We start from the raw sequence: 25,351 nt of genomic DNA, 5'->3' as shown, positions 1-25,351 counted from the left end.
GGTGGGCCTTTTACTCCCATCGGAAGGACCGCACGGCGATCGCGCCGAACACGACCAGCCCTGCGGCCACGACCGCCAGGTGGATGAGCTGCGGCGGCTGCCCCGCCCAGGTGTCCTTGAGCGCCTGGGCGAACGGCCCGGCCACGGAGAAGTCGCTGACCACGCGGACCGGCTCGGGCATGAGCTCGCGCGGCAGCCACACCCCGCCGAGGAACATCAGCGGGAACATCACCAGCGACCCGATCCCCTGAGCGGCCTTGGCGCTCGGCGCGAGCGCGGCGATCACCAGCCCGAGCGCCATCATCGCGGCGGTGCCCAGCAGGAAGACCAGGACGAACCAGGCCCACTGCCGGGGCGGCGCGGCGCCGAACGCCAGCCACCCGGCCACGATGAGGACGGCCGTGGCCACGGTCCCGACGGCCAGGTTGATCAGGAGCTGCGCGCCCAGCACCCGCGCGGGGTGCACGGGCGTGGTCGACAGCCGCCTGAGCACCCCCTGCTGCCGGTACGTGGCCAGCACCGCGGGCAGCACGCTGCACGAGAGCGTCAGCAGGGAGAGCAGCGCCATCGTGCTCGGCATGTGCGTGTCCACGATCCGCTCACCGGTGTCCTGCAACTCCGTGAAGCTCGGGATGCTGAGCCCCAGGATGAGCAGGAGCCCGACGGGCAGCCCGATCGAGAACACCAGGGTCGGCCAGTCCCGCAGGTGCAGCTTGGCCTCCATGGCGAGCAGCTTCATGACAGCTTCCTTCCGGTCAGCGCGAGGAACGCGTCGTCGAGGGTGGCCTGCTCGATGCGCAGGTCAGCGGGCACGACCTGGTGGTGGGCCAGGGCGAGGGTGACCGCGGGGGCGAGGTTGCCGGTGCCGCGTACCACGATCTGGGGGCCGGTCCTGGTGACCTCCCGCACCTCGGGCAGGGCCAGCAGCACGGCGTCGTCGACGGGCGCGCTGGGCCGGAACCGTACCTTCTGCTCCCCGCCCACCTGGGCGATCAGCCCGGCGGGGGTGTCGGTGGCGGCGACCTTGCCGGCGTCGATGAGGGCGATCCGGTCGCAGAGGCGCTCGGCCTCCTCCATGAAGTGGGTGACCAGCACGATGGTCACGCCGGTGTCGCGGACCTGCTCGACCAGCTCCCACGTGTCCCTGCGCGCCTGGGGGTCGAGGCCGGTGGTCAGCTCGTCCAGCACGGCCACGCGCGGCCGGCCGACCAGGGCCAGCGCCACGGACAGCCGCTGGCGCTGGCCGCCGGACAGGTCCTTGAACAGGCTCTCGCGTTTGGCGGACAGGCCCACCCGGTCCAGCAGCTCCGGCCAGCCGGCGGGGTCGGGGTAGAAGGAGGCGTACAGGTCCATCGCCTCCCAGACCTTGATCTTGTCGGGCAGGGCGGCGCTCTGGAGCTGCATGCCGAGCACGCGGCGCAGCGCGTCGCGGTCCTCGCGCGGGTCGAGGCCGGCCACGCGGACGTCGCCGCCGTCCCGCTCGCGCAGCCCGGCCACGCACTCGACCGTGGTGGTCTTGCCCGCGCCGTTGGGGCCGAGGATGCCGAAGATCTCGCCCTCGGCCACCTCGAACGAGACATCCTCGACCGCCAGGTGGCCCGGGTACTGCTTGCGCAGGTTCCTGACCTCGATGATTTTCATGCCTTCGACGCTAGGGACGCGGCGTTTCCCGGAGAATCCAGGTGGATGCCGGACAAGGGTGTATCTAGGTGCAGTGACCACTCCGTCCCGGTTGTCGCAGACTGGGGGCATGCTTCGGAGGTACGGACAGATCACGGCGTTGCTCGTTCTCGGCGTCGTGCAGGCCGTCGTGCTCGCCGTGTCGGTCCCGATGCTGCTGCTGGCCTTCATGCTGGGCGTGGTCCTGCTGTTCCCGCCGCAGGTGCGGATGGTCAGGCGGCTCGCGGAGCTGAACCGGCGGCTGGTGCGCGAGTGGACGGGGGTGGAGGTCGAGAGCCCCTACCTGCCGGCGCCTCCGCCTCCCGTGCCGGAGCCGAACGGGATGTACCGCTCGGAGCGCACGCTCTACAAGACGCCCCGCGTGCCGGCCTGGAACAACCGGTGGAAGTGGATGGTCAAGGACCCCGCCACCTGGCGCGACGACCTCTGGCTGCTGCTCGACCCGATGGTGAAGGTGTCGCTGCTGCCGGTGTTCGCGGTGATGCCGGAGCGGGCCCTGCTCATGTACGCGCACTGGACCGACCTGCTGCTCGGCGCGACCGTGGCCAGCCGCCTGGCCGGCCAGGTCAGCCACCTGCGGCGGACCCGCAACCTGGCGACCGACTCGCAGGCGGCCGAGATGCGCAGGATCGAGCGGGACCTGCACGACGGCACGCAGGCCAGGCTCGTGGCGATCGGGATGACGCTCGGCGCGGTCGAGCAGCTCGTCGACACCGACCCGCAGGCGGCCAAGGCGCTGCTGACGAAGGCCAGGGAGTCCTCCGCCGAGACGCTGACGGAGCTGCGCAGGGTCATCCGCGGCATCCATCCGCCCGTCCTGGCCGAGCGCGGGCTCGCCGACGCCGTGCGCGCGCTGGCCATGGACAGCCCGCTGCAGGTCACCGTCACCGTGGATCTGCCGGAGCGGCCGGAGTCGCCGGTGGAGGCGGCGGTGTACTTCGCGGTCAGCGAGCTGCTGTCGAACGCCGCCCGGCACGGCGACGCGAGCACCGCCGCCGTGGACATCAGCTCTCACGGCGCCGACCTGCGCGTGACGGTCACCGACGACGGCCTCGGCGGCGCCGACCCGGCCAAGGGCAGCGGGCTGAACGGCATCGAGCGGCGGCTGCTCGCCTTCGACGGCGTGCTCGCGCTCAACAGCCCGCCGGGCGGCCCCACGACCGTCACTCTCGACCTGCCCGGCGTGCTGCCCCACGAGCCGGCGGACAAGCTGCCCCGGGGCAAGGCCATCGCGGTCGCGCTGCTGTGGTGCACGGCCTGGTGCCCCTCGTTCCCGCAGGGGGTCGTGCCCGCCATCTTCAAGATCTTCGGGGTGGAGGAGAAGTCCTGGTTCCTCGCCCTGCACGTGCCCGAGCCCTGGCAGTGGCCGGTCATCTTCGCGATGATCGCGGTGGGTGGGACCATGTACGTCATGGCTCACCACCTCCGCGCCAACCACGAGTCACGGCACCTGCCGACGAAATTCGGATGCTGATGAACCGCGTCCTCATCGCCGAAGACCTCTACCTGCTCAGAGACGGCCTGGTGCACCTGCTCCAGGCGCACGGCTTCACGGTCGTGGCGGCCGTGGAGAGCGGCCCCGAGCTGCTCAAGGGCCTGCTGGAGCTGCGCCCCGACGTCTCGATCGTGGACGTGCGGCTGCCGCCCACGTTCACCGACGAGGGCCTTCAGGCCGCGCTGGCGGCCAGGAAGCAGATTCCCGGCCTGCCGGTGCTCGTGCTGTCGCAGCACGTCGAGCAGCTCTACGCGCGCGAGCTGCTGGCCGACGGCTCGGGCGGTATCGGCTACCTGCTGAAAGACCGCGTCTTCAACGCCGAGCAGTTCGTCGACGCCGTACGCCGGGTGGCCGAGGGCGGCACCGCCATGGACCCGGAGGTGATCGCCAAGCTGCTGGCCAGGAACGCCAGGAACGAGCCGCTGGCCGCGCTGACGCCGCGCGAGCGCGAGGTGCTGGAGGCCATGGCGGAGGGCCGCTCCAACGCCGCCATCTCGCAGCGGCTCTTCCTCAGCGAGAGCGCCGTGGCCAAGCACACGGCCTCCATCTTCGCCAAGCTCGGCCTCGCGCCGTCCGACGACGACAACCGGCGCGTCCTGGCCGTGCTCGCCTACCTCGACAGCCGCTGACCGCCCGCGGCGATCAACAGCCGCTGATCGTCTGAGGCGGAACCCGTCGACGGCCGCTGATCGCCTGCGGGGAACCGCTCAGAGTTGTCGGTCGCAGCGGCTATTTTCATAGAGGCATGGCGCGACGAAGAGGTGGTTTCAGGTGAAAATCCGGGTTAACCGCGATGTTCTTGCAGAAGCGGTGGCATGGGCTGCCCGTATCCTGCCCAGCCGCCCCGTGGTGCCAGTCCTGTCCGGCTTGTTGCTGGAGGCGGGCGAGGAGCTGACGCTGTCGGCGTTCGACTACGACGTCTCCGCGCGGGCCGCGATCGACGCCGACGTGGCCGAGGAGGGGCGGGTGCTGATCCCGGGCCGCCTGCTGGCCGAGATCAGCCGCAGCCTGCCGGCCGACGACGTCGAGATCGTCACCGAGGGCGCCGAGGCGGTGCTGACCTGCGGGAGCGCCGAGTTCGGGCTCATCACCATGCCGGTGGAGGATTTCCCGACCCTGCCCACCATGCCGCCGAGCATCGGCGCCATCGGCGGCGGCGTGTTCGCCTCCGCCGTCGGCCAGGTGGCGCCGGCGGCCAGCCGCGACGACACGCTGCCGATGCTCACCGGCATCAGGGTCGACATCGAGGGCGAGTCGGTGGCGATGGCGGCGACCGACCGCTACCGCATCGCCGCCCGCGATTTCGCCTGGCGCCCGGCCGCCCCCGGCGTCGCCGTCTCCGCCATGGTCCCGGCCCGGGTGCTGGTCGAGGTGGCCAAGTCGCTGCGCGGCGGCGAGGTCTCGATCGCGATGGGCGACGGCGTGGCCGGGTTCGAGAGCGTCGGGCGCAGCACCACCGTGCGGCTGCTCGACGAGCAGTTCATCGACTACCGCGCCCGGCTCACCTCCGACTGGTCGATCAGGGCCGACGTGGCGGTGGCGCCGTTCGTCGGGGCGATCAAGCGGGTCGCGCTCGTGGCCGAGCGCAACACCGCGATCCGGCTGTCGTTCAGCCAGGGGCAGGTGCTGATCCAGGCGGGCGGGGGCGACATCGGGCGCGGCGCCGAGGTGGTGCCGTGCGAGCTGCGCGGCGACGACATCCAGATCGCCTTCCAGTCGCAGTTCCTGCTCGACGGCCTGACCGGCATCGAGAGCGACCTGGCCAGGATCAACATGGAGTCGCCCACCAGGCCGGCCCTCATCCAAGACGTGCCCGGCGACGCCGAGCCGGCCTTCCGCTACCTGGTCATGTCACTGCGCCAGACCTGATCCCGTCTGGCGCTCGACGACCAGCCTGAACACCCTTTTGAACTGCGCGTACGCCTCCTCGCCGACCGCCTTGGCGTGCTCGGCCTCCATCTCGGCGAGGATGGCGTCCGACTTGGCCATGTGATCGCGGCCCTTCTCAGTGGGCACGATCAGCTTGGCCCGCCGGTCGGCCGGGTCGGGCTGCCGCTCCACGTACCCGAGCGCCACCAGCTCGTCCACCAGCGTGCCGATGACCTGCTTGTGCTGGCCCGACTGCGCGGCCAGGTCGGTGGCCCGGCTGCCCTCCTCGTCGAGGTAGGCCATGACGGCTCCGTGCCGGGGCCGCAGCTCGGGATGCCCCTGCTCGCTCAGCTTCGTGAACAGCTCCCGCTGCAGGCTGAAGAGCGACCGGCTGGACAGGATGCCGAGGTCCGGCTCCACCTGCTTGCGCTGGCTCCTGCGCACCACACACTCCCGATTTAGTCACTAATCTTGATAGTCACTGATTATTACTATATTCTCAGAGCATGACGACAACGGTGGAACTCACCCGGTTCCGGGTGTCATCCGATCGGGCCGACGACCTGCTGGCCGCCCGGCCGGGGATGATCGCGGACTTCCAGGCTGACAGGGCCGGATTCCTGGGCGCCAAGCTGGTCCGCGTGTCTCCCGACGAGTGGCTGGACATCGTGGAGTGGCGATCGAGCGCCGACTTCGCCGCATCGCGGGCGAAAGGCGCAAACCTGCCCGGCATCCGGGCCTTCTTCGACCTGATCGACGAGCTTGTCTCCGCTGAGGAGGGGACCCTGTCATGACCATCTTGATCACCGGTGCCGGCGGCACCGTCTCGCGTGCCGTCCTGCGCTCCCTCGAAGGCACCGCCGACGTGCGGGTGCTGGTGCGTGACCCGGCCAAGGCGCCGTCGGGGGTGGAGGTCGCGGTCGGCGACCTCGACGAGCCCGCCACGCTCGGCGAGGCGTTCCGCGGCGTGAAGACGTTGTGGGTGCTGACCCCCATGGGCCCGCACGCGCCGCACCGCAGCATGAACGCCCTGTGGGCGGCCAAGCAGGCCGGGGTGAGCCACGTGGTGCGCATGTCGGCCATCGGCGCCGCGCACGACGCGCCGACGCGCAACGGCCGCCTGCACGCCCTGTCGGACGTCGAGCTCGCGGCCTCCGGCCTCGACTGGACCATCCTGCGCCCGGCCTTCTTCATGCAGAACCTTTTCGGCTCGGTCAACGGCGACACCCTGTACGGCGCGCTGGGCGAGGGCAGGATCGGCATGATCGACGTACGCGACATCGGCGCCGCCGCCGCTGAGATCCTGCGCGCTCCCGAGCGGCACAAGGGCGCCACCTACACTCTCACGGGCCCGGCCAGCATCTCACTGGCCTCGGTCGCCGAGGACCTGTCGCGGGTGCACGGCAGGCCGATCGGCTACGAGCGGGTGCCCGTGGAGGCGGCCGTGCGTTCCATGCGGGAGGCGGGGCTGCCCGCATGGGACGCGCAGGTCACGGGGGAGTACCTGGTGGCGTACGCGAAGGGCTGGGGCGACTACACGACTCCCGACTTCGAGACCGTGACAGGCCGCCCCGCGACGCCGTTCATCGACTTCGCCCGCGACCATCAGGCGCTCCTGGGCGGGGTCAGGACTCCGTGAGCGCGATGAGGATGTGCTCCATGCAGGCGTGCCCGGCCCGCTCGGCCGCCGCCGCGTCGCCGGCCGCGATGGCCCGCGCGATCGCGTCGTGCGGGATGTAGCTCTTGTTGAGCGACGTGCCCGCGGCGGTGATGCTGGCCCGCAGCGCCGCCGAGAAGTCCTCGTACAGGTCGATGAGGACGAGGTTGTGGGTGGCGTGCGCGACGGCCATGTGGAAGGCCAGGTCGGCCTCGACGAAGAAGTCGGGGTCGTCCAGCTCCCAGGCCCGCTCGCGCTCGGCCAGCGCGGCCTCGATGCGCCTGATGTCCTCGTCGTTGCGCCGGGTGGCGGCCAGGCGGGCCGACTCGACCTCGAGGGCGCGGCGTACCTCGAGGATCTCGAGCTGCTCGGCCTGGCGCAGCCGCCGGAGCATCGCGCCGGAAAGCTCGCTGGTCGCGCGGACGTAAGTGCCGTCGCCCTGACGGCACTCCAGCAGCCCGGCGTGCGTGAGCGCGCGTACGGCCTCACGAACGGTGTTGCGACCCACTCCGAGCTGCTCGGCGAGCACGGTCTCGGTCGGGATCTTGCCGTTCATCGGCCACGACCCTGAGGTGATCTGCTCCTTGAGCTGATCGATCACCTGGTCGACGAGCGAAGCCCGCTGCGCCGTACGCAGACTCACAGTCCGCCTCCTCCGGGGAAACCAGTCATCCTATGAGTCAATGACTGGTAGACCCTAATTATTCCAGACTCAAAACACCAAATCTGGAGCTCCCGGAGATTCAGCGGGACACTGTGGCGTCTGTCGTCACCCCCGCCATGGCCGAGCGGACCCCGGCCGCTTCCAGCGCCTTACGATAGGCGGCCGTCTGCTGGGTCGCGGACCCGGCCCTGCCGTACAGGTCGCCCAGCTCGCGCCAGCAACGCGCGGCCTGCCGGTCGGAGCCGAACACCGGACGGTCGAGCGTGACCAGCAGCTCGTGTGCCTGCCGCAGGTGCGCGGAGGCGTCGAGGCCGCCGTCGAGCGCGATGGTCGCCAGCACGAGGTGACCCTCGGCGGCGGTCGTGCCCGACTGGTCGTGCGCCAGCCCCAGCGCCGAGGTGGCCAGCTCGCCGGCCCCCACGGTGTCGCCCGCGCGCAGCTTGACCCGCGCGTGCACGATGAGGCTCTCACCGTGCTCGCGCACGGTGCCGGGGAACACCGCGAACGCCCTGACCGCGCTCGCGACGAACCGCTCCGCCTCCTCGATCGGCGCCGACGGCATCCGGGACCAGTGCATGGCGGTGCGGGCGAGCTGCAACGCGAGCCTGGCCTGGCGGCCGGCCCCGATCGCGTCGTCCGCGAGACGCACGGCCAGCGCGGAGTCCTCCCCGGCCGCCGCCTCGGCACTCGCGTGCCAGAGCGACTGGATCTCTCCGGAACGGTCCACAACTTCAGGAACGCCTGACAGGTCGAGCACCTGCCTGACGTAGGACAACTCGCGGGAGTCGGTCTCGCTCTCGCCACGCGCCTCGATCAGCGCGGCGGCCAGGTCGGTGGCGAGCTCGCCCCGCGTGATCGACAGCCGCTCGGCCTGGGTCAGCGCGGCGGCGGCCAGGTCACGGGCCCGCAGCCGGTCGCCCGCCCGCTGGTAGCAGCGGCTCAGCGCGATCGTGAGCGGCAGGTCGGCCAGCCGCTCCGGGTGGGCCGCGGCCTCCCGGCGCAGGCGCTCGAACGCCTCCACGGCCTGACCCAGCCTGCCCTGGGCCTCCAGCGCGCGCGCCCGGCCGAACCGCGCCTGCGCGGTCAGCATGGCGTTCTCCTCGTCGGCGGCCTTCACGATCTCGGTGAAGCGGTCGGCGGCGATGGACGGGTCTCCGTGCTGCAGCTCGAGCTCGGCATGACGCAGGCCCAGCTCGGTGTCGATGCGCTGCCGAGGCTCGATCCCGTGAAGGAGGAACTCGGTCGTGCATCCCAGGCGCTCGGCCAGCAGCCGGGCCACCACAGGAGTCGGCGTGCGCTTGCCCGACTCGATGAGCGAGACATAACTGTCAGACAGGTCGGGTCCGGCCAGCTGGGCCTGAGACATCCGCCTGTTCAGCCGCAATCCTCGGACGCGGTCACCGATGGTTCCCTGACTCGGCATCTCATCTCTCAGGGCGGGGAAGGGTCAACAACACGCAATGATTGCATGAAGTAGCCGAATCTGGTATCCCCGCGTGAAGAATTTGCCACGTCGAGATTAATCGTCGCTGTCGTCCTTGCTGGGAAAAAGCATCTGACAGACCTCGAGGTACAGGGTTTCCGGATACGGAATGTACTCGACCGTTGACAGAGCCTGATCCTGCCCGGCTGATTCGAGGATGAACTCCCCGTAACCGAGCATGCGCCCAAGCAGAGATCTCTGGAAGCTCATGTCGGTGACCTTGCCCAGCGGCATCATCGCGACCTTGCGCGTGATGAGGCCTGTGGTGAGGAGCATTCGCTTGGAAGTCACCACAAAGTAATCGACCGACCACTCCGCGACTTTCCAGACGAAACGGATCAGCAGCAGGAGCCACAGCCACCACACGACGACGAGTGCCGTGCCGCCCGCCTCGCCTCCGCCGAAGAACTTGCTGAGCAGCCCGGCGATGATGAGGCCGCCGAGGACCTCGGCGACCGGGCGCAGCAGGATGGCGGGATGCCGCCGCACCATGATGACCTGTTGTTCGTGGGGGAGGAGGTAGCGGTTGACCGACGATGGAGCGGAGTCCCCGTGGGTCACCAGTCTCATGAGAGGCTGTTCACAAATTGGGCCAGCGAGTCGGCCGCGTTGAACACCGTGTCGAACGCTCCTCTCACCGCGTCCGCGGCGTCAGCTGGTCGCGCGAACAGGTAGTACGCAACAAATGCGATACCACCGTATGTGAGGACCTTTTTGACCTGCACCGTCGCCTCCGTGCCACTTACCCACTCCACCCGCCAACTACATTACCCACCCGAGTGCCCGGGTAAAGGTGACTTGCCGGGATAGTTTTGATCTTGCTTAGCCACGATCGCTGGCCACCAGGGCCAGCACATGAAGGTGCTTGCGCGCGATGCGCTCGACCAGGCTCGGATGGGCGTAGCCGGTGACCTCCAGCGCGCCGTAGTGCGCCGCCTCCACGCAGCGCGTTACGGTGGTCGCGGAGTGGATGCCGGCGAACTCGTCGCACAGCACCGTCTCCACGTCCGCGTACGGAGTCGGATCCGTGTCGGTGTGATCGGTCATCGTGCTCCCCCACGCGCATGCGGAAGTTGCCTTCCTGGCTCTTCGTACCCACCCAACCACAGTATGTAACGAAGTGATGACCGCGCGTGACGGGAACGGGGAGTTGAGAGTGCTTAGAGGACCTTGTAGAGGCGGTCGCCGGCTGGGGGCTCGTCAGGCCACGCCGTAGAGGCGGTCGCCGGCGTCGCCGAGGCCCGGCACGATGTAGCCGCTCTCGTTGAGCCGCTCGTCCAGCGCCGCCGTGACGACGCGGATCGGCTTGCCGGAGTTGGCGAACACCTTGTCCATGTACGCCAGCCCCTCGGGCGCGGCCAGCAGGCACAGCGCCGTCACGTCGACGGCGCCCCGGTCGAACAGGAACTGCACGGCCGCCGCCAGCGTGCCGCCCGTGGCCAGCATCGGGTCGACCACGTAGCACTGGCGCCCGGACAGGTCGTCGGGCAGGCGCGTGGCGTACGTCTCGGCCTGCAGCGTCGACTCGTTGCGGATCATGCCGAGGAACCCGACCTCGGCCGTCGGCAGCAGCCTGGTCATGCCGTCGAGCATGCCGAGCCCGGCCCGCAGGATCGGCACGACCAGCGGGTACGGCTTGGCCAGCCGCACGCCCCTGGCGGGCGAGACCGGCGTCTCGACGGTGACCTCGGTGACCCGCACGTCACGCGTGGCCTCGTACGCGAGCAGCGTCACCAGCTCGTCGGCGAGCCTGCGGAAGGTCGGCGAGTCGGTGCGGACATCGCGCAGCGTGGTGAGCTTGTGGGCCACGAGCGGATGATCGACGACGAGGGTCTCCATGGGTCACCACGCTATCTCGTGACAGACCGTGCTGAGGACCCCCTCACCTGCGCACTTGGAACGTGACACAGAGTCGTGACCCGGCTGCCGTCTTTGGTTTTGATCACAATTTGGCCCGAGAGGCACACGGCGGGTGTCTGGTTCTGGAACGATTGGGTGCTGGTGATACCTGTCGTGTCAGAGGTCGGGTGGGGATGGCGATGACAGACGAAGACGCTCTCGACTTCGCCATCGTGGTTTATCGCGAGGACGGTTGCTGGCAGGCCGAGCTGCTGCCGGCCACGTTGACGTCCGATCTGCAGGGGCTGATCCATGCCCTGAAGCAGCAGCCCAGCGAGAGCGGCACGATCGGGCTGGTCGCCGTCGGCGACGAGTTCTTCGTGGCGCTGCGGGTCCTGGGCGACCGGGTCGACGTCTTCCTGTCCGACATCGCCGCCTCGTGGGACTTCCCGCTGGCGGAGCAGGTCCTCGAATACCTCGACGTCCCTGTGCCCGACGAGGAGGAGCTCGACGAGATCCTCCAGGACGAGGAGACCGTGCTCCCCGCCGGGGATCTGTCGATCTTCGCCGATCTCGGGTTGGACGAGATGGAGCTGGGCATCCTCTCCGGCGACATCGATCTGCTGCCCGAAGATGTGCTGTCCAGCATCGCCGCGCGGCTCGGCTTCTCCGAGCCGTTCGAGCGTGCCATCGAATCGGTCTTCGGCTGACCCCCCTGGAGCGCGGACATGGCGTCCAACACCTTTTCTGCGGCCTTTGTCAGGACTTCTGATGGTTGGAGCGGTGCCGAGGTCGACCTCGGGGACGCCGAGATCGTCGACGACTTCGGTGACGCGGTCATGGAGGCGCTCGGCCTGACCGGCGACGAGCTGGCCCTGCTCTGTGTCGAGGTCGAGGACGAATGGTTCGCCATCGCCCGCTACCGGGGCGAGGACGAGCCGCGGGTGTTCCTCTCCGACGTGCACGCCGTCCTGGCCGACCACCTGGGCGAGCTGTTCGCCGAGTTCGCCGGCGTGGCGCCCGACAAGGACGCCAACGGGCTCGGCGTGCGGCCGGCGGGCGATTTCGAGCTGCTCAGCGACCTCGGCGTGAGCTCCGAGGAGCTGCTGGAGCTGAGCATGGAAGAGGGCATGCTGCCCGCCGACATCCTGTCGGTGATTGCCGAGCGGCTGTCGTTCGCCGACGAGCTCGACCGCCTGCGATGACCTCCCGGCCGGGTTTCTGGGGTCCGGGGGCGCGGTGACGTACGAGGAGGCCATGCGGCTGGCGCTGGCGGAGGCCGTCGCGGCCGGCGAGCGGGAGGAGATCCCCGTGGGCGCGGTCGTGCTCGACGCGCGCGGCGAGGTGCTGTCCGCCGCGGGCAACGACCGCGAGTCCGCCGCCGACCCCACCGCCCACGCCGAGGTCCTGGCGCTGCGCCAGGCGGCCGCGCGGCGCGGCGAGTGGCGGCTGAGCGATTGCACGCTCGTGGTGACGCTGGAGCCCTGCACGATGTGCGCCGGCGCCGCCGTACTGGCCAGGGTGGAGCGGATCGTGTACGGGGCGACCGACGAGAAGGGCGGGGCCGTCGGCTCGCTCTGGGACGTCGTACGCGACCGCCGGCTCAACCACCGCCCCGAGGTCGTCATGGGCGTGATGGCCGAGGAGTGCGGATCGGTCCTGTCTCGGTTCTTCGCCACTCGCAGAATCCGGTAAGCTCATCCGCGGTGGTGTCGCCTAGTGGCCGAGGGCGCACGCCTCGAAAGCGTGTGATGGGGCAACTCATCCGTGGGTTCAAATCCCACCACCACCGCCACACGAAGGGGCTTCCGACCAGCGGGTCGGGAGCCCCTTCCGCATGTACGGGCCCGCCCGCCGGCGATCCGGAAACGGTAACGGTCGTCGTTCCGTATTCCCGGAAATGATGTTGAAAGGGCGCGGGGCCGTCCCCGGGCACAAGAAAAGGGAGCCGCGAATCGCGGCTCCCTTTTTCTTTCTCAGTTGGGCAGATCGAGGACCCTGGCGTGCAGGATCGATCGTTGGTGGAGCGCCGCGCGCAGCGCGCGGTGCAGGCCGTCCTCCAGATAGAGCTCGCCCTGCCACTGCACCACGTGCGGGAAAAGATCCCCGTAGAACGTGGAGTCGGCGGCGAGCAGCGAGTGCAGGTCCAGCATGGCCTTCGTGGTGATCAGAGAGTCGAGCCGGACCTGCCGGGGAGGGATCTGGGCCCACTCGCGGTTCGTCAGACCGTGGTCGGGATAAGGGCGTCCGTCGCCGACTAGCTTGAAGATCACCCCCCTGATTTTAGGAGAGTTTCGGATTCCTCGCGCTATCCGTCCGGCTCAGCGCGAGCCCGCTGAGATCACAGTCGGCCGGTTCACCCTTTTCGTATCCGCGCTGGAACGCGTTGACGCGTTGCTGCGAGCTGCCGTGGGTGAACGATTCCGGGTCGATTCTGCCGGTGGTGCGTTGCTGGATTCTGTCGTCGCCGACGGCTGCCGCGGCGTCCAGCGCCTCGCTGATCTCCGCCGGGGTGAAGGGCTTGTCGTAGAAGCCGGTGTCGAGCGCGTTGCGCGCCCAGACGCCCGCGTAGCAGTCGGCCTGCAGCTCGATCGGGACCGAACTGCCCGTGTCGAGGGCGCCGAGGAGGTCCTGGACGTGGTGGCCGTACTCGTGGGCGATCACATATGCCTGGGCGAACGGGCCGCCCTTGGCGCCGAACTGGGAGTGGAGCTGGTCGAAGAAGCTCAGGTCGAGGTAGACGTGCTGGTCGCGCGGGCAGTAGAAGGGGCCGACCTCGGAGCTGGCCGCGCCGCAGCCGGTGCTCGAACGGCCCTCGTACAGGATGGTCTTGGCCGGGCGATAGCCGGACATCTCCTGCTTCCAGTAGCCCTGGATGCTGTTGACCACGCCCACCACCTGGCACTTCTGCGACTGGTCGGCGTCCTTGCCCGTCTTGCACTGCTCCGACAGGTTCGACGAGGGCTGCAGGCGTGCCGGTTCGTCGCTCCCACCCCCGCCGCCGACATTGTTGAGCACGAACACCAGCACGAGCACGATCAGGCTGACGATCCCGCCCCCGCCGACGATCATGCCTCCGGGGAACCCGGAGAACCCGCCGCCACCACCGCTGCCACGGTCCTCCACCTGCGAGGCGTCCAGGTCCACCTGGTCCTTGAAATCCATGGCGCCGTCCCTTCCCGCCTGACCGCCATTCCGCCATTCGCCATTCCGCCAGGCAGGAACACTGCCCAGAGCGACGCCCGCCTATCGGGGCGGGCGGTGACGAGGCCGGACACCGCAGGTGGGCCGGGTCAGATGCCGCCCGTGAACGTGTCGCAGCGCAGCGGATCGCCGCTCTCGTAGCCGGTGCTGAACCACTTCTCCCGCTGCCGCGAGGTGCCGTGCGTGAAGGCGTCGGGGGTCACCCGGCCCTGCGTGCGCCGCTGGATGCTGTCGTCGCCGACCGCCGCCGCCGCGCTGAGCGCCTGGTTGATGTCGTTCTGGGAGAACGGCTCGCGGTAGAAGCCCGTCTTCACCGCGTTCTGCGCCCAGACGCCGGCGTAGCAGTCGGCCTGCAGCTCCAGGCGTACCGAGGGGCTGTCGGCGCCGGGACGGTTGCCCCGGCCGACCCTGTTCATGGTGCCGAGCAGGTTCTGGACGTGGTGGCCGTACTCGTGGGCGATCACGTACGCCTGCGCGAACGGCCCGCCCTCGGCCCCGAAGTCGCGCTGCAGCGTGTCGAAGAACGTCAGGTCGAGGTAGACCTTGCGGTCGGCCGGGCAGTAGAACGGCCCCACGGCGGAGTCGGCCGCGCCGCACCCCGTCTCGACCGCCTGCGAGAACAGCACGGTCTTCGCCGGGGTGTACTCCTTGCGCCCGCGCTCCTGGAACGCCTGCCGCCAGTAGGCCTGGATGCTGTTCACCGTGCCGACGACGCGGCAGTCCTCCGACTGGTCGGCATCGGCGCCCGTACGGCACCGCTCGGCCAGGTTCCCGCTGGGGGAGGCCGCCGGAGGAGCGCTCGGCCGCCGCCCGCCGCCCTGCTGCCCGCCCTCGTCCCCGGTGAACGGCGTCGGCACGATCCCGAACAGGAACATCGCCCCCACCGCCAGCAGCAGGAGCAGGCACCCGCCCCGCCCGCCGATGGGCAACACGCACCCGCCCGGCATCCCGCCGAACCCGCCACCCCCGAACCCGCCCCCGCCCGGCCGCGGCCCTGAGGCGCGTACGTCCTCGACCTGCGACGGATCGAGTGGCTTGTCATCGTCGAACTGCATCGCGCGCTCCCCCCGACGCAGTCCTGCCCTGTAGCGGTGCGATTACGCGCCGCTACGGTGCCGGTCGGTGAACGCGCGTCATACGTGATCGTGGTGCCCGCGGCGCTATACCCGCGATATACCCCGAGAGGGCTCTACGACCGCGCCGGGCGGCGCCGGCCTCACGTACCTCCGCATGCGGGACAGCCGCGGCTACGCGGTCCGCGGCAGGTGCGCGTGCACGTCATGGGGCCGGACGAGACGGGCCCGGCACTTCTGTGCCGGGCCCGTCCTGAGCGCCTCCCGTCACCGGCGGCGAGTTACCGCGGCCCGCCGGGGCGGCCGGGCGGTAACGCTCTCGCGAGACTGGCCGCACGCGCCCTGAGCAGGCCGGGAGCCCCGCCCCATGCCGTGGCCGGCCGCTGACCGGTGCCTGAGTGGATGCCTTTAGGAGATCTCGCCGGAGGGAGGGCCGCCCTGGATCTGGAAGGATGGCGTGACGTCGTTGATCTTCCCGGTGGATCCGGCGGCGGAGGCGGAAGAGGCGGTCAGCGCGCCGAGGCCGAGCGCGAGCAGACCCGCCGCGGTCACAACGGCGATCTTCCTGAGCAGTCTGACGTGTGTCATGAAACCTCCCGTACGAGACGACGATGTAGGCGGGCGATGGTAGGGGAGGTGGAGATCGCGCCACAATGCTGTTGTCCGCCGGCCGGGTCGCGCCAGGTGATCGGCCATCCGGGTGGCGAGTCACTTGTAAGGCACCTGCAAGCCCGCGCGGTCATAAAAGGGGCGACCCATGCTGACTTCGTTGAAGGAGGGCAACGCTCCTCGTGACGCTGGAGATCAAGTTCCTCGGTCCGTGGCAGGTCCTCGCCGGTGAAGAGCCGGTCCGGTTCGCCGGGGGACGACGCATCGGCGTGCTGGCCAGGCTGGCCCTGGACGCCGGGCAGACCGTACGCGCCACGCGAATCCTCACCGACATCTGGGGAGACGGCTCCGCCGCGACCGCGGCCAAGCAGCTCCACATCGTGATCTCCAAACTCCGCGAGACCCTCGGCCCCCATGCCGACGGGGAGATCATCCAGACGGTGCCCGGCGGTTACCGCCTGGCCCTCGATCCCGACCGCGTCGACGCCCACCTGTTCGGCCGCCTGGCCAAACGTGCCCGCGCCGCCCAGGCCCAGGGGGCCACGAGCACCGCGGACGCCCTGTTCCGTACGGCACTGACGTTGTGGCGTGGCGAGCCGCTGGCCGAGCTGACCGCACCCTGGGCGCGCATCGAGGCCGCCCGCCTGGAAGAGGAACACCACACCGTCCTGGAGGACCACGCCGATCTGCGCCTCGCGGCCGGCGACCACCACGCGCTGGCCGCCGACCTGGCCGCGCACGTGCGGGCCCACCCGCTGCGCGAGCGGCCCGCCGCCCAGCTCATGCTCGCCCTGCACCGCGCCGGCCGCTCGTCCCAGGCACTGGCCGTCTACCGGGACATCCGCCAGATCATGGTCGCCGAGCTCGGCATCGAACCCAGCGCGGCGTTACGCCGCCTGCACCAGGCCGTCCTGGCCAAGGATCCCGCCCTCGACCTGACCACCCCGGCCCAGCAGGTCACGGTCGGCGAGCCGTACGTGCCGGCCGAGCTGCCCGCCGACACCCACGCCTTCACCGCCCGCGCTGCCGAGATCGACTGCCTGCGCGAGGCGCTCGATCCCGTCCAGGGCTCCGCCGTCACGGTCATCGACGGGCCCGGCGGCATCGGCAAATCCGCTCTGACCATCCACGTCGCGCACGCCGTGGCCGCCCGGTTCACCGACGGCGTCATTTACCTCAACCTGCACGGATCCACCCCCGGGATGGACCCGCTGACCCCCGCCCAAGCCCTGCGCCACCTGCTGCGCTCCCTCGGCCTGGACGGCACCGCCGTACCCGCCGATCCCGGCGAGGCCGCCGCCCGCTACCGCTCCCTGACCGCGGCCTGCAACCTGCTGGTCATCCTGGACAACGCCCGCGACGTCCGCCAGGTCCGCCCGCTCATCCCCGCCGGCCCCGGCTGCCGGGTGCTGATCACCAGCCGGGACCCGCTGGCCACCCTGGACCACGCCCGCCACCTCCACCTGGGCAGCCTGAGCGCCGCCGACGCCGCCGAGCTGCTGTCCCGCCTGGCCGGCCCCGGCCGGGTCCGCGCCGAACCGGAGGCGGCCGAGCGGATCGTCCACCTGTGCGACGGCCTGCCCCTCGCCCTGCGGATCGCCGGCGCCCGCCTCGCCGCCCGTCCCGACCGGACCCTGGCCGACCTGGCCGCCCGGCTGGCCGACGCCACCCGCCGCCTGGACGTGCTGGAGTACGCCGACCTGGCCGTCCGCGCCAGCATCGCGGTCAGCCACCACCATCTCCACGAAGACCCCGTAGGCAACGCCGCCGCCCGCCTGCTTCCCCTGCTCGGCCTGCTCGGGCTGCCCACCCACACCCCCGCCGTCGCCGCCGCCCTGACCGGCTGGTCACTCCACCGCGCGGAAGCCGCCCTGGAAGGCCTTGAGGACGCCCGCCTCCTCGAACCCGCGGGGCCCGACCGCTACCAGTTCCACGACCTCGTCGGCCTCTACGCCCGCGAACGCGCTCACCAGGACCTGCCCGAGGAGGAACGCACCACCGCCGTACGTGGCGCGCTCCACCACTACCTGACCACGGTGTGGGCGGCGAGCACCATGCTCAGCGACGCCGGCCTGCGCTCCCCGGTCGAGCCGCCCGGCACCGCCTTCGAGGACGTGGCGCAGGCGGAGGGCTGGATCCGCGCCGAGCGCGACAACCTGCTCGCCGCCGCGCGGCAGGCGCTGTCCGGCCCCGACCCGGCGACCGCCGTCAGCCTGGCCATCGGGCTCCACTGGCCCTTCTGCTACCAGGGCTGGCACACCCAATTGGCCGACATCTACGTGCGGGCGATCGACGTGGCCGACCGCATCGGGGCATGGAAGGACAAGGCCCAGCTCCGCAGCTTCCTCGGCTGGGTCCACCGGGACCAGGGCCGCTACGAATCCGCCATCGCGGAGCTGGAGACGGCCCTCGCCGACTGGGACCGCGCCGGTCTGCCCCGCCGGAAGATCGGGGCGCTCAACAACCTCGGCGTCGTCAACACGATCATCGGCCGCCTCGACGAGGCGCTCGCCTGCCTGGAGTCCGCGCTGCAGCTCAACGACGACGCCGAACGCCCCGGCGCCGCGGCCACCATCCGCAACAACCGGGTGCACGTCTACTACCGCCAGGGCCGCTTCGAGGAGGCGATCGCGGAGGCACGCCGGGTGGTGGACCTGTCCGAGAAGGCGGCGTACCCGCTCGCCGACGCGGGCATCGCCCACGGCTCGCTCGGCGACGTCTACCGCCACGCCGGCCGGCTGCCCGAGGCGGCGGAGAGCTACAAGACGGCCGTGCGGCTGCTCGGCGAGTCGGGCTACCGCCTGAAGGAGGCGGTGTCACGCTGGTGGTTCGGCACCACCCTGCACGGCCTCGGCCGGCACGGCGAGGCACGCGAACAGTGGGAGCACTCCGTCCGCCTCCTGTGCGACGCCCGCCTCCTCACGTCACGCGAGGCGACCGAGATCCTCGCCCAGGACGTGCCCGAAACACCCCACCCGATCAGGAACATGCTCTGACGCCGGCCGCGGTGGACGTCCCTCTTGGCCGAGACCCGAACCGAGACCCGACATAGCGAAAGGGGCCGACTGGGTATGGTCGGCCCCTTCGCGTTTACTGCCTCAACCAGGCGCGGAGGATAGGGGATTTGAACCCCTGATAGGTTGCCCTATACACGCTTTCCAAGCGTGCGCCCTCGGCCACTAGGCGAATCCTCCGCCGACGAGCTTACCGGACTTCTCGAGGTGCGCAGACCACGTTTTCCCGCCGGGTTCCGCAGGGTTCTCGCGGAGTGGAGCGAGCACTGCGGGGGGGCGGCTAGACTGTCCAGGGACCCCTCGCGCGGCGTCATCCTGTGAACCTCCCCAGGGCCGGAAGGCAGCAAGGATAAGCGGGCTCTGGCGGGTGTGCGGGGGGTCTCTTCGTTGAGAGCCCCCTCGCAGGCGGGATGGTCGTATGAGCCTTGCGCTTTACCGCAAGTACCGACCCGGGACCTTCGCCGAGGTCAAGGGTCAGGAACACGTCACAGATCCGCTGAGACAAGCGTTGCGTACGGGCCGGATCAACCACGCCTACCTGTTCAGCGGCCCCCGCGGATGCGGCAAGACCTCGAGCGCCCGCATCCTGGCGCGCTCCCTCAACTGCGAGCAGGGCCCCACCCCAGACCCGTGCGGCGAGTGCGAGTCGTGCGTGGCACTGGCTCCCACCGGCCCCGGGCACCTCGACGTCATCGAGATCGACGCCGCCTCCCACGGAGGCGTGGACGACGCGCGTGACCTGCGCGAGCGGGCCTTCTTCGCCCCCGTCTCCGCGCGCTACAAGATCTACATCATCGACGAGGCGCACATGGTGACCCGCGAGGGTTTCAACGCGCTGCTCAAGCTCGTCGAGGAGCCCCCGCCGCACCTGAAGTTCATCTTCGCGACGACGGAGCCGGAAAAGGTCATCGGCACCATCAAGTCGCGTACGCACCACTACCCGTTCCGGCTGATGCCGCCCGCGACGCTCAAGGCGCTGCTGGAGGAGATCCTCACCTCCGAGAGCGTGCCCTTCGAGCCGGCCGCGCTGCCCCTCGTCGTACGCGCCGGAGCCGGGTCCGCGCGTGACTCGCTGTCCATCCTCGACCAGCTCCTCGCCGGGGCCGACGACGACGGCATCACCTACGCCAAGGCCGTCTCCCTGCTCGGCTACACCGACGGCGACCTGCTCGACGAGGTCGTCAACGCGTTCGCCGCCCGCGACGGCGCCCAGGTCTTCCACACGGTCAACCGGGTGATCGAGGGCGGCCACGACCCCCGCCGGTTCGCCTCCGACCTCCTCGAACGCTTCCGTGACCTGGTCATCCTCGCCAACGTGCCCGAGGCGGCCACCAGCGGCCTGCTCGACCGGCCCGCCGACGAGCTGGAGCGGCTCGTCCAGCAGGCCGCCTCGATGGGGCCCGCCGAGCTGACCCGCGCCGCCGAGGTGTTCAACGCCGGGCTCACCGAGATGCGCGGCGCCACCTCGCCGCGGCTGCTGCTGGAGCTGATGTGCGCGCGCGTCCTGCTGCCCGGCGCGGCGCAGGGGGAGGCGGCGCTGCTGGCCCGCCTCGAACGCCTCGAACGCGGTGGCGCCGTCGCCCAGATGGCCGCCCGTGCCGCTGTTCCGGGTGGTGCGGGTGGCGGTGTTCCTGGCGGGTCCGGCGGTGGTTCGCATGCGGGAGTCGCCGCCGGTGTGCCCGGTGCCGCCGGGGTGCCCGTGGCCAGTGCCGGTGGTGCGCCTGCCGGGCCGGTCGCCAGCGCCGGCGGTGCGCCTGCTGGGCCGCTCGGAACGGTGAGCGCCGCAGGTGGAGCCCAGGGTGGCGCGATGGCCGCTTCCGGTGCTGGTCCGTTGCGGGTGGCGGCCGATGGCGACGTGCCGGGTTCCTCCGCCGCGCCGGGTGTCTCCGCCGCCTCGGGCGCGCAGACCGACGCCGCCGCTCCGGCCGCGCAGTCGCACGCCGCTGCGGGCTCGCAGGCTCATGCTGCTTCGGGTGGGGATGACTGGCCCGAGCCCGTACGTCCCGGTGCCGCCGCAGCCGCCCCTGCCCCGGTGCAGGCCGCGCCCGCCGGTGGCTCGTACCAGGCGCCTCAGGCCGCAGCCCCGGCCGGGGCGCCGGCGGCTGGGGGTGCGGGGGTCGTGCAGTCGCAGTGGGCCGCCGTGCTGGCCGCGCTCAAGCAGCGCAGCATCGTCGTCTGGGCGAACGTGAGCACCAACGCCCAGGTCGTGGGCGTCGAAGGCAACCTGGTCACGCTCGGGTTCAGCCAGGTCGGCGCGATGAAGAACTTCACCGGCGGCGGCAAGGACGCCGTGGTCGCGAGCGTGCTCGGCGAGGTGCTCGGCGGCACCTGGCGGGTCGAGGCGGTCGTCGGCGGCACCCCGGCCCCGCGCAGCCCGGCGCGCCCCCCGTCCCATGGTGGCGCAGCGGCTCCCGGGGCTGCGGCTCCTGGGGGCGGCGGCCACGGGCCGGGCGGTGCCCCCAACGCGCCGGGGCCCCAGGGCGTGTCCGGGCCGCAGGTGGTGGCTCAGGGCGTGCCCGGCCCCCAAGGCGGTCAGGGCGCGGGCGGCTCCCAGGGACGTACAGCCTCGCACGGCGCCTCCCACCAGGACCAGGGGCAGGATTCCGACCAGCCTCCGGCCGGTGCGCCGGGACGTCAGACCACCGACGAGTCCTGGCCCGACGCTCCCGACGACTTCGCCCCCGGCGCCCCGCCCAGCCCCGACCCCACGCAGACGGTCAGCGCCGTCGCCGCGGCCGGCGGCGTTCAGACGGGCACGGGGCTGGCCGCGGCCCGATCGGCGGCCAAGGCCGCCGCGCAGTCGGGGCCGCGCGTCGCCACCGCCACCCGAGGCGGTACCGCCGCCTGGCCCGACGCGATCCCCGGGCGTGACAAGGGCCCCGAGTCGGACGAGGTGGACCCGCTCAACGACGCCGACGCCGACGTGGACGCCGTCTCGGGAATGGCGCTGCTGGAGCGGGAACTCGGCGCCAAGGTGATCGGCGAGATCGACCACACCTGACCCTGGTGACACCGGCGGCCGTTCACCTACGGCCGCCGCCTCGCCACCCATGCCCCCGCCGGCGAAGGCCAGCCGGCTCGCCGCCCGACGATGGTGCTGCTCGTCGAGGCAAGGACGGTCCACCCACGGACTGGTGCTGAAGACGGCCCGCTCACTCCGTTCACGTCAGGTGGTGGCGTGGGCGGTTGCTCGCGTGGCGCGGCGACGGGCGTGGGCGGCGGGTCGGTGAGGCGCTGCGGGGCCGGGGTCAGGAGAGCAGGCGGGAGCGGGCGGCGGCGGAGCGGAGGTCGGTGGGTGGGAGGGCGGCCAGGCGCTCCAGCACCTCGTAGTCGTCGCGGCCGTTGCACGTCTGCGCGTAAACCCACCACTCATCCGGCCCCCCGTGCCGCAGCAGGAAGGCTCGTACCTGGGCTTCCAGTTCGTCCCGTTCGCGGCGGATCTCGGGGGACTCCGAGCGGGGCAGCAGGGGGCCGGGGTAGGCGCGGGCGACGGCGGCGGGGTCGTCGGAGGACAGGAGGTGGCGGACCTTGAGGAAGTCGGCCTCCACGGGGCAGGCCAGCCGGTACGGCTTGGCGGCGATGGCCTCCCCGAGTTGCGCGCGCAGCCGGTGGATCTCGGCCCGGATGGTGACGGGGTTGCCGGCGTCGCCGTACAGGTGGAAGGAGAGCTGTTCGGCCGTGAGGCCGTGCGGGTGGAGGGCCAGGAGGGCGAGGAGTTCGGCGTGGCGGAGTGACAGGGGGCGGTCACCGTCGCCGTACGAGGCGGTGGGGATGCCTTCGCCGAGGAGCGACAGCGTTAGCGGCTGGGGGGCGGCTGATGGGGCGGGGCGCAGGAGGTAGCCGCCGGAGAAGGGTTCGAGGTGGGCGACGGTGCCGTCCCTGAGGAGGAGGCGGTGGCCGGGGGAGAGGCGTTCGCCGACGTGGACGCGCTCGCCGAGGTCGCCGGCCGGGTCGCCGGAGATGACGCGGCCGGTGGCCGACAGCAGGATGCCGGGCCGGCCGCGCAGGGATTCGTAGCGGCGGCGCAGGCGTTCGTCGCGCTCGTGCATGCGCAGGGCGAGCTGGGTCTCGGCGAGCTTGGCCGTGGCGGCGACGAGGGCGACCGTGGCGGGGTGGAGGCTGCGGGCGGTGCCGCTGACGTCGACGCAGCCGATGACGCGGCCGGAGTCGGGGTCGGTGATGGGGGCGGCGCTGCACGACCAGATGTGCAGCACCCGCATGAGGTGCTCCTCGGAGTAGACGTGCACGGGACGCCCTGTGGCCAGGGCGGTGCCGATGCCGTTGGTGCCGACGTCGTGCTCGCCCCATTGGTGCCCGTCGGCGAGGCCGATCCGGTCGGCGTGACGCATGACCGTGTGGTTACCTTCGCGCCACAATACCCGCCCGTCACCGTCCGTGACGATCATGATGTGGCCGGTCTCGTCGGCCATTCCCGAGAGGGTCTGGGCGAGCAGGGGCAGGAGGGGCTGCAGGGGGTGGGTGTCGCGGATGTCCCGCATCGAGGTGGGGTCGCAGACGAGCGGGGCGCTCGTGCCCTCCGGGTCGATCCCGGCGTCGAGGGAGCGGCGCCATGATGCCTTGATCAGGCGGCGGGGCGACTCGGGCCAGGCCCGACCTGTCGCTACGGCTTCGTGTGCCCCGCGTAGAAGGCGGGAGTACGCGTTGAGATGGGCGTAACTCATCGGTCACTCCAAGTAGTCAAATAGAGCATCCGTCTTGCGCCCGTTCAGCGCAACCCGTTCAGGGGGATTGCAGAGGGTGATTGAATGAACGCAACGTGTGTGCAACGTTCCTCTGCGTAACGTTCCTGTCCGACGCGTCGGCGTGGTGCGGCCGCTCCGCCGGCGTGATGGCCGGGTCTCGGACACTGGAGGGGGGCCGAGACCCGGCCAGAATCACGCCGACGCCAAGCCGGGCCCGCCGGCGCCGACCGCCCCTGCCGGCGGGTGGAAGAGAGCGGGAGCGGAAACACGCCGACGTCGGCGGAATGCGACATCCGGGCGCCGGACGCCCGAAGCGCCCCGCGCGGCCCGGCGGCGTTCGCAGGAGGCCAGGTCAGCGGCGGGGAAGGCCCGCCTCGCGCGGTACGGGGGAGCGAGATGGATGTCGCGTACGAAGATCTGTACAGGAAACCGGGGAACCTCCCAGTACATGACTTCCCCCAAACACCGTAGGCTCGTGGCAGTCAAGAACGCGGAGCCACGAGGAGCGCACGACGGTGAACCCAGGGGATGTCAACCTGCAGCAGCTGCTGGAGCAGGCACAGCTCATGCAGCAGCAGCTTGTGAGCGCCCAGCAGGAGCTCAACGACGCGCAGATCGAGGGCTCATCGGGCGGCGGCATGGTCACGGCCGTCGTCAACGGCTCGGGCGAGCTGCTCGAGCTCAAGATCGACCCGAGTGTGATCGACGCGGGCGACCCGCAGGACACCGCCGACACGATCGCCGACCTGGTGATCGCGGCGGTCCGCGACGCCGTGCGCGCGGCAGCCGATCTGCAGCAGGAGAAGCTCGGCCCGCTGGCCCAGGGGCTGGGTGGCGGCGGCCTCGGACAGTTGCCAGGGTTCTAGGCATGTACGAAGGGGTCGTCCAGAACCTGATCGACGAGCTGGGGCTGCTGCCCGGCGTCGGTCCGAAGAGCGCGCAGCGGATCGCGTTCCACCTGCTGGCGGCCGATCCGGCCGACGTCAAGCGGCTGGCGCACGCGTTGCTGGAGGTCAAGGAGAAGGTCCGCTTCTGCCGGGTCTGCGGCAACGTGGCCTCCGAGGAGGAGTGCCGCATCTGCCGTGACGCCCGCCGCGACACGCACGTCATCTGCGTGGTCGAGGAGTCGAAGGACGTCGTGGCGATCGAGAAGACGCGCGAGTTCCGCGGCACCTACCACGTGCTCGGCGGCGCGATCAGCCCGATCGACGGCATCGGCCCCGACGACCTGCGCATCAAGGAGCTCATGACCCGGCTGGCCGACGGCCGCGTCACCGAGCTCATCCTCGCCACCGACCCCAACCTCGAGGGCGAGGCGACGGCTACCTACCTCGCCCGTCTGGTCAAGCCGATGGGCATCAAAGTGACACGACTGGCCAGCGGTCTGCCTGTGGGCGGTGATCTCGAGTACGCGGATGAGGTCACCTTGGGCCGCGCGTTCGAAGGACGGAGGCTGCTGGATGTCTGACCAGTGGAGCGCGCTGGCGGAAGAGATCTCCGCGCACGCTCAGAACTACGTGGACGGCCTGACCAGGGTGGCGGGCGGCGAGGGCGGCGACGCCATCTGGTCGATCCTGCTGGTGGAGGTCGCGCAGATGAGCCTGGCGGGGGCCAAGCTCGGCGCCAACCGCGACGTCATCCTCGCCGGCAACTACGAGCCGCCGATGAGCGAAGACCCCGACATCGACGAGGTCCGCACGGCGCTGGCGGAGCGGCTGGAGGCGGTCGACGACTACGCCGAGGTGTTCGACCCGTACAAGGACACCAGCGTGACCCCGTACCGGCTGTCCGACGACCTGACGGCGGTGGCCGCCGACCTCATCCACGGGCTGCGGCACTACCACGCGGGGCGCCCGCACGAGGCTCTGTGGTGGTGGCAGTACTCGTACTTCAACACGTGGGGCAACCACGCGGGCGCCGCGATGCGCGCGCTGCAGGCCCTGGCGGCGCACTCGCGCCTCGACGTGGCGGAGGAGACGACCGCCGTCTGATCTTCCACATAGTGGTACGAACAGCAGCCTCATGAGACGCCCCCGATAGACTGGCAGCTCACAGTCCAAA

General features: G+C 70.9%; 27 protein-coding genes, 2 tRNA genes and 1 other RNA gene. 15 read left to right on the top strand and 15 right to left on the bottom strand.

The annotated features are described in order from the left end of the window. Positions 1 to 10: 10 nt before the first annotated feature. Complete coding sequence (locus HCN51_RS19105; protein ID WP_168010895.1) at positions 11 to 739, bottom strand: ABC transporter permease; 729 nt, start codon at positions 737 to 739, stop codon at positions 11 to 13. Next, a complete protein-coding gene (locus tag HCN51_RS19100) occupies positions 736 to 1,641 on the bottom strand; it encodes an ABC transporter ATP-binding protein (RefSeq protein ID WP_168010894.1) in 906 nt (301 codons plus the stop codon). Before HCN51_RS19100 ends, HCN51_RS19105 begins: the two co-directional genes overlap by 4 nt. A 109-nt stretch (positions 1,642 to 1,750) precedes the next feature. Between HCN51_RS19100 and HCN51_RS19095 the strand changes: the two genes are divergently transcribed. The 3 genes from HCN51_RS19095 to dnaN all read left to right on the top strand — a co-directional run bounded on the left by HCN51_RS19095 (position 1,751) and on the right by dnaN (position 5,044). Beyond that, positions 1,751 to 3,154, top strand: coding sequence for a sensor histidine kinase (locus HCN51_RS19095; protein WP_206067189.1), 1,404 nt, complete (start codon positions 1,751 to 1,753; stop codon positions 3,152 to 3,154). Further along, a complete protein-coding gene (locus HCN51_RS19090; RefSeq protein WP_418113405.1) occupies positions 3,148 to 3,804 on the top strand; it encodes a response regulator transcription factor in 657 nt (218 codons plus the stop codon). Before HCN51_RS19095 ends, HCN51_RS19090 begins: the two co-directional genes overlap by 7 nt. A gap of 142 nt (positions 3,805 to 3,946) precedes the next feature. Next, positions 3,947 to 5,044: a DNA polymerase III subunit beta gene (gene dnaN, locus HCN51_RS19085; RefSeq protein ID WP_168010893.1), complete on the top strand. Its 1,098-nt coding sequence runs from the start codon at positions 3,947 to 3,949 to the stop codon at positions 5,042 to 5,044. Here dnaN and HCN51_RS19080 read toward each other — a convergent pair. Beyond that, positions 5,027 to 5,488 (bottom strand): MarR family transcriptional regulator, encoded by a 462-nt coding sequence (locus tag HCN51_RS19080; RefSeq protein WP_168010892.1) that lies wholly within the window; start codon positions 5,486 to 5,488, stop codon positions 5,027 to 5,029. The genes dnaN and HCN51_RS19080 overlap by 18 nt on opposite strands. A 62-nt stretch (positions 5,489 to 5,550) precedes the next feature. Between HCN51_RS19080 and HCN51_RS19075 the strand changes: the two genes are divergently transcribed. Together HCN51_RS19075 and HCN51_RS19070 are read left to right on the top strand one after the other, a co-directional pair. Next, positions 5,551 to 5,838: an antibiotic biosynthesis monooxygenase gene (locus tag HCN51_RS19075; RefSeq protein WP_168010891.1), complete on the top strand. Its 288-nt coding sequence runs from the start codon at positions 5,551 to 5,553 to the stop codon at positions 5,836 to 5,838. Beyond that, positions 5,835 to 6,683, top strand: coding sequence for an SDR family oxidoreductase (locus HCN51_RS19070; RefSeq protein ID WP_168010890.1), 849 nt, complete (start codon positions 5,835 to 5,837; stop codon positions 6,681 to 6,683). The genes HCN51_RS19075 and HCN51_RS19070 overlap by 4 nt, the downstream gene beginning before the upstream one ends. Here the strand turns inward: HCN51_RS19070 and HCN51_RS19065 are convergent. The 6 genes from HCN51_RS19065 to upp all read right to left on the bottom strand — a co-directional run bounded on the left by HCN51_RS19065 (position 6,670) and on the right by upp (position 10,687). Beyond that, the gene (locus HCN51_RS19065; protein WP_080044209.1) at positions 6,670 to 7,344 is read right to left on the bottom strand and encodes a FadR/GntR family transcriptional regulator; all 675 of its coding nucleotides are present in this window, start codon (positions 7,342 to 7,344) and stop codon (positions 6,670 to 6,672) included. The genes HCN51_RS19070 and HCN51_RS19065 overlap by 14 nt on opposite strands. 100 nt (positions 7,345 to 7,444) lie before the next feature. After that, on the bottom strand, positions 7,445 to 8,788 hold the full coding sequence (locus tag HCN51_RS19060) for a helix-turn-helix domain-containing protein (RefSeq protein ID WP_168010889.1): 1,344 nt from the start codon (positions 8,786 to 8,788) through the stop codon (positions 7,445 to 7,447). Between the two features lie 96 nt (positions 8,789 to 8,884). Further along, positions 8,885 to 9,418 carry a PH domain-containing protein gene (locus HCN51_RS19055; RefSeq protein ID WP_080044211.1) on the bottom strand — a complete coding sequence of 178 codons (534 nt, stop codon included), beginning with the start codon at positions 9,416 to 9,418 and terminating at the stop codon, positions 8,885 to 8,887. Then, on the bottom strand, positions 9,415 to 9,573 hold the full coding sequence (locus HCN51_RS19050) for a hypothetical protein (RefSeq protein ID WP_168010888.1): 159 nt from the start codon (positions 9,571 to 9,573) through the stop codon (positions 9,415 to 9,417). The genes HCN51_RS19055 and HCN51_RS19050 overlap by 4 nt, the downstream gene beginning before the upstream one ends. Before the next feature lie 97 nt (positions 9,574 to 9,670). After that, a complete protein-coding gene (locus tag HCN51_RS19045; protein WP_080044212.1) occupies positions 9,671 to 9,895 on the bottom strand; it encodes a hypothetical protein in 225 nt (74 codons plus the stop codon). 153 nt (positions 9,896 to 10,048) lie between these two features. After that, positions 10,049 to 10,687: a uracil phosphoribosyltransferase gene (gene upp, locus HCN51_RS19040; RefSeq protein ID WP_168010887.1), complete on the bottom strand. Its 639-nt coding sequence runs from the start codon at positions 10,685 to 10,687 to the stop codon at positions 10,049 to 10,051. A gap of 194 nt (positions 10,688 to 10,881) precedes the next feature. Here upp and HCN51_RS19035 point away from each other — a divergent pair, with 194 nt between their 5' ends. The 4 genes from HCN51_RS19035 to HCN51_RS19020 all read left to right on the top strand — a co-directional run bounded on the left by HCN51_RS19035 (position 10,882) and on the right by HCN51_RS19020 (position 12,482). Continuing rightward, positions 10,882 to 11,397 carry a tRNA adenosine deaminase-associated protein gene (locus HCN51_RS19035; protein ID WP_418115099.1) on the top strand — a complete coding sequence of 172 codons (516 nt, stop codon included), beginning with the start codon at positions 10,882 to 10,884 and terminating at the stop codon, positions 11,395 to 11,397. A gap of 18 nt (positions 11,398 to 11,415) precedes the next feature. Next, positions 11,416 to 11,892, top strand: coding sequence for a tRNA adenosine deaminase-associated protein (locus HCN51_RS19030; protein WP_080044214.1), 477 nt, complete (start codon positions 11,416 to 11,418; stop codon positions 11,890 to 11,892). 52 nt (positions 11,893 to 11,944) lie between these two features. Beyond that, positions 11,945 to 12,382 carry a tRNA adenosine(34) deaminase TadA gene (gene tadA, locus HCN51_RS19025; protein WP_168010963.1) on the top strand — a complete coding sequence of 146 codons (438 nt, stop codon included), beginning with the start codon at positions 11,945 to 11,947 and terminating at the stop codon, positions 12,380 to 12,382. A 10-nt stretch (positions 12,383 to 12,392) separates the two neighbouring features. Further along, positions 12,393 to 12,482, top strand: a tRNA-Ser gene (locus tag HCN51_RS19020). Between the two features lie 181 nt (positions 12,483 to 12,663). On the opposite strand, the gene HCN51_RS19015 is transcribed toward HCN51_RS19020, so the two are convergent. From HCN51_RS19015 to HCN51_RS19000, 4 genes are all read right to left on the bottom strand, one after another. Further along, positions 12,664 to 12,960 carry a type II toxin-antitoxin system VapB family antitoxin gene (locus tag HCN51_RS19015; protein ID WP_080044215.1) on the bottom strand — a complete coding sequence of 99 codons (297 nt, stop codon included), beginning with the start codon at positions 12,958 to 12,960 and terminating at the stop codon, positions 12,664 to 12,666. Positions 12,961 to 12,970: 10 nt separating this feature from the next. Next, positions 12,971 to 13,852: a KPN_02809 family neutral zinc metallopeptidase gene (gene ypfJ / locus HCN51_RS19010; protein ID WP_168010886.1), complete on the bottom strand. Its 882-nt coding sequence runs from the start codon at positions 13,850 to 13,852 to the stop codon at positions 12,971 to 12,973. Between the two features lie 128 nt (positions 13,853 to 13,980). Continuing rightward, complete coding sequence (gene ypfJ / locus HCN51_RS19005; RefSeq protein WP_168010885.1) at positions 13,981 to 14,946, bottom strand: KPN_02809 family neutral zinc metallopeptidase; 966 nt, start codon at positions 14,944 to 14,946, stop codon at positions 13,981 to 13,983. Positions 14,947 to 15,372: 426 nt separating this feature from the next. Next, positions 15,373 to 15,552, bottom strand: a complete 180-nt coding sequence (locus HCN51_RS19000; RefSeq protein ID WP_168010884.1) for a hypothetical protein — start codon at positions 15,550 to 15,552, stop codon at positions 15,373 to 15,375. A 203-nt stretch (positions 15,553 to 15,755) separates the two neighbouring features. Here HCN51_RS19000 and HCN51_RS18995 point away from each other — a divergent pair, with 203 nt between their 5' ends. Continuing rightward, positions 15,756 to 18,569: a BTAD domain-containing putative transcriptional regulator gene (locus tag HCN51_RS18995; RefSeq protein WP_168010883.1), complete on the top strand. Its 2,814-nt coding sequence runs from the start codon at positions 15,756 to 15,758 to the stop codon at positions 18,567 to 18,569. A 113-nt stretch (positions 18,570 to 18,682) separates the two neighbouring features. On the opposite strand, the gene HCN51_RS18990 is transcribed toward HCN51_RS18995, so the two are convergent. Further along, positions 18,683 to 18,767, bottom strand: a tRNA-Ser gene (locus tag HCN51_RS18990). A gap of 111 nt (positions 18,768 to 18,878) precedes the next feature. On the opposite strand from HCN51_RS18990, the gene ffs reads away from it, so the two are divergent. Continuing rightward, positions 18,879 to 18,974: signal recognition particle sRNA small type (gene ffs, locus HCN51_RS18985), an RNA gene on the top strand. Between the two features lie 31 nt (positions 18,975 to 19,005). Further along, positions 19,006 to 21,588, top strand: coding sequence for a DNA polymerase III subunit gamma and tau (locus tag HCN51_RS18980; protein ID WP_168010882.1), 2,583 nt, complete (start codon positions 19,006 to 19,008; stop codon positions 21,586 to 21,588). Positions 21,589 to 21,835: 247 nt separating this feature from the next. Here the strand turns inward: HCN51_RS18980 and HCN51_RS18975 are convergent, their stop codons facing one another. Continuing rightward, the gene (locus tag HCN51_RS18975; protein WP_168010881.1) at positions 21,836 to 23,269 is read right to left on the bottom strand and encodes a GAF domain-containing protein; all 1,434 of its coding nucleotides are present in this window, start codon (positions 23,267 to 23,269) and stop codon (positions 21,836 to 21,838) included. A 536-nt stretch (positions 23,270 to 23,805) separates the two neighbouring features. Here HCN51_RS18975 and HCN51_RS18970 point away from each other — a divergent pair. Genes HCN51_RS18970 through HCN51_RS18960 form a run of 3 tightly spaced genes read left to right on the top strand, consistent with a single transcriptional unit; the run spans position 23,806 to position 25,281 of the window. Then, a complete protein-coding gene (locus HCN51_RS18970; RefSeq protein ID WP_080044223.1) occupies positions 23,806 to 24,156 on the top strand; it encodes a YbaB/EbfC family nucleoid-associated protein in 351 nt (116 codons plus the stop codon). Between the two features lie 2 nt (positions 24,157 to 24,158). Continuing rightward, on the top strand, positions 24,159 to 24,758 hold the full coding sequence (recR, locus tag HCN51_RS18965) for a recombination mediator RecR (protein ID WP_080044224.1): 600 nt from the start codon (positions 24,159 to 24,161) through the stop codon (positions 24,756 to 24,758). Continuing rightward, the gene (locus HCN51_RS18960; RefSeq protein ID WP_080044225.1) at positions 24,751 to 25,281 is read left to right on the top strand and encodes a DUF5063 domain-containing protein; all 531 of its coding nucleotides are present in this window, start codon (positions 24,751 to 24,753) and stop codon (positions 25,279 to 25,281) included. Before recR ends, HCN51_RS18960 begins: the two co-directional genes overlap by 8 nt. Positions 25,282 to 25,351: the final 70 nt, after the last annotated feature.

Source organism: Nonomuraea composti (assembly GCF_012034275.1).
Classification (GTDB): domain Bacteria; phylum Actinomycetota; class Actinomycetes; order Streptosporangiales; family Streptosporangiaceae; genus Nonomuraea; species Nonomuraea composti.
This window is presented reverse-complemented; position numbering and strand designations above follow the sequence as displayed.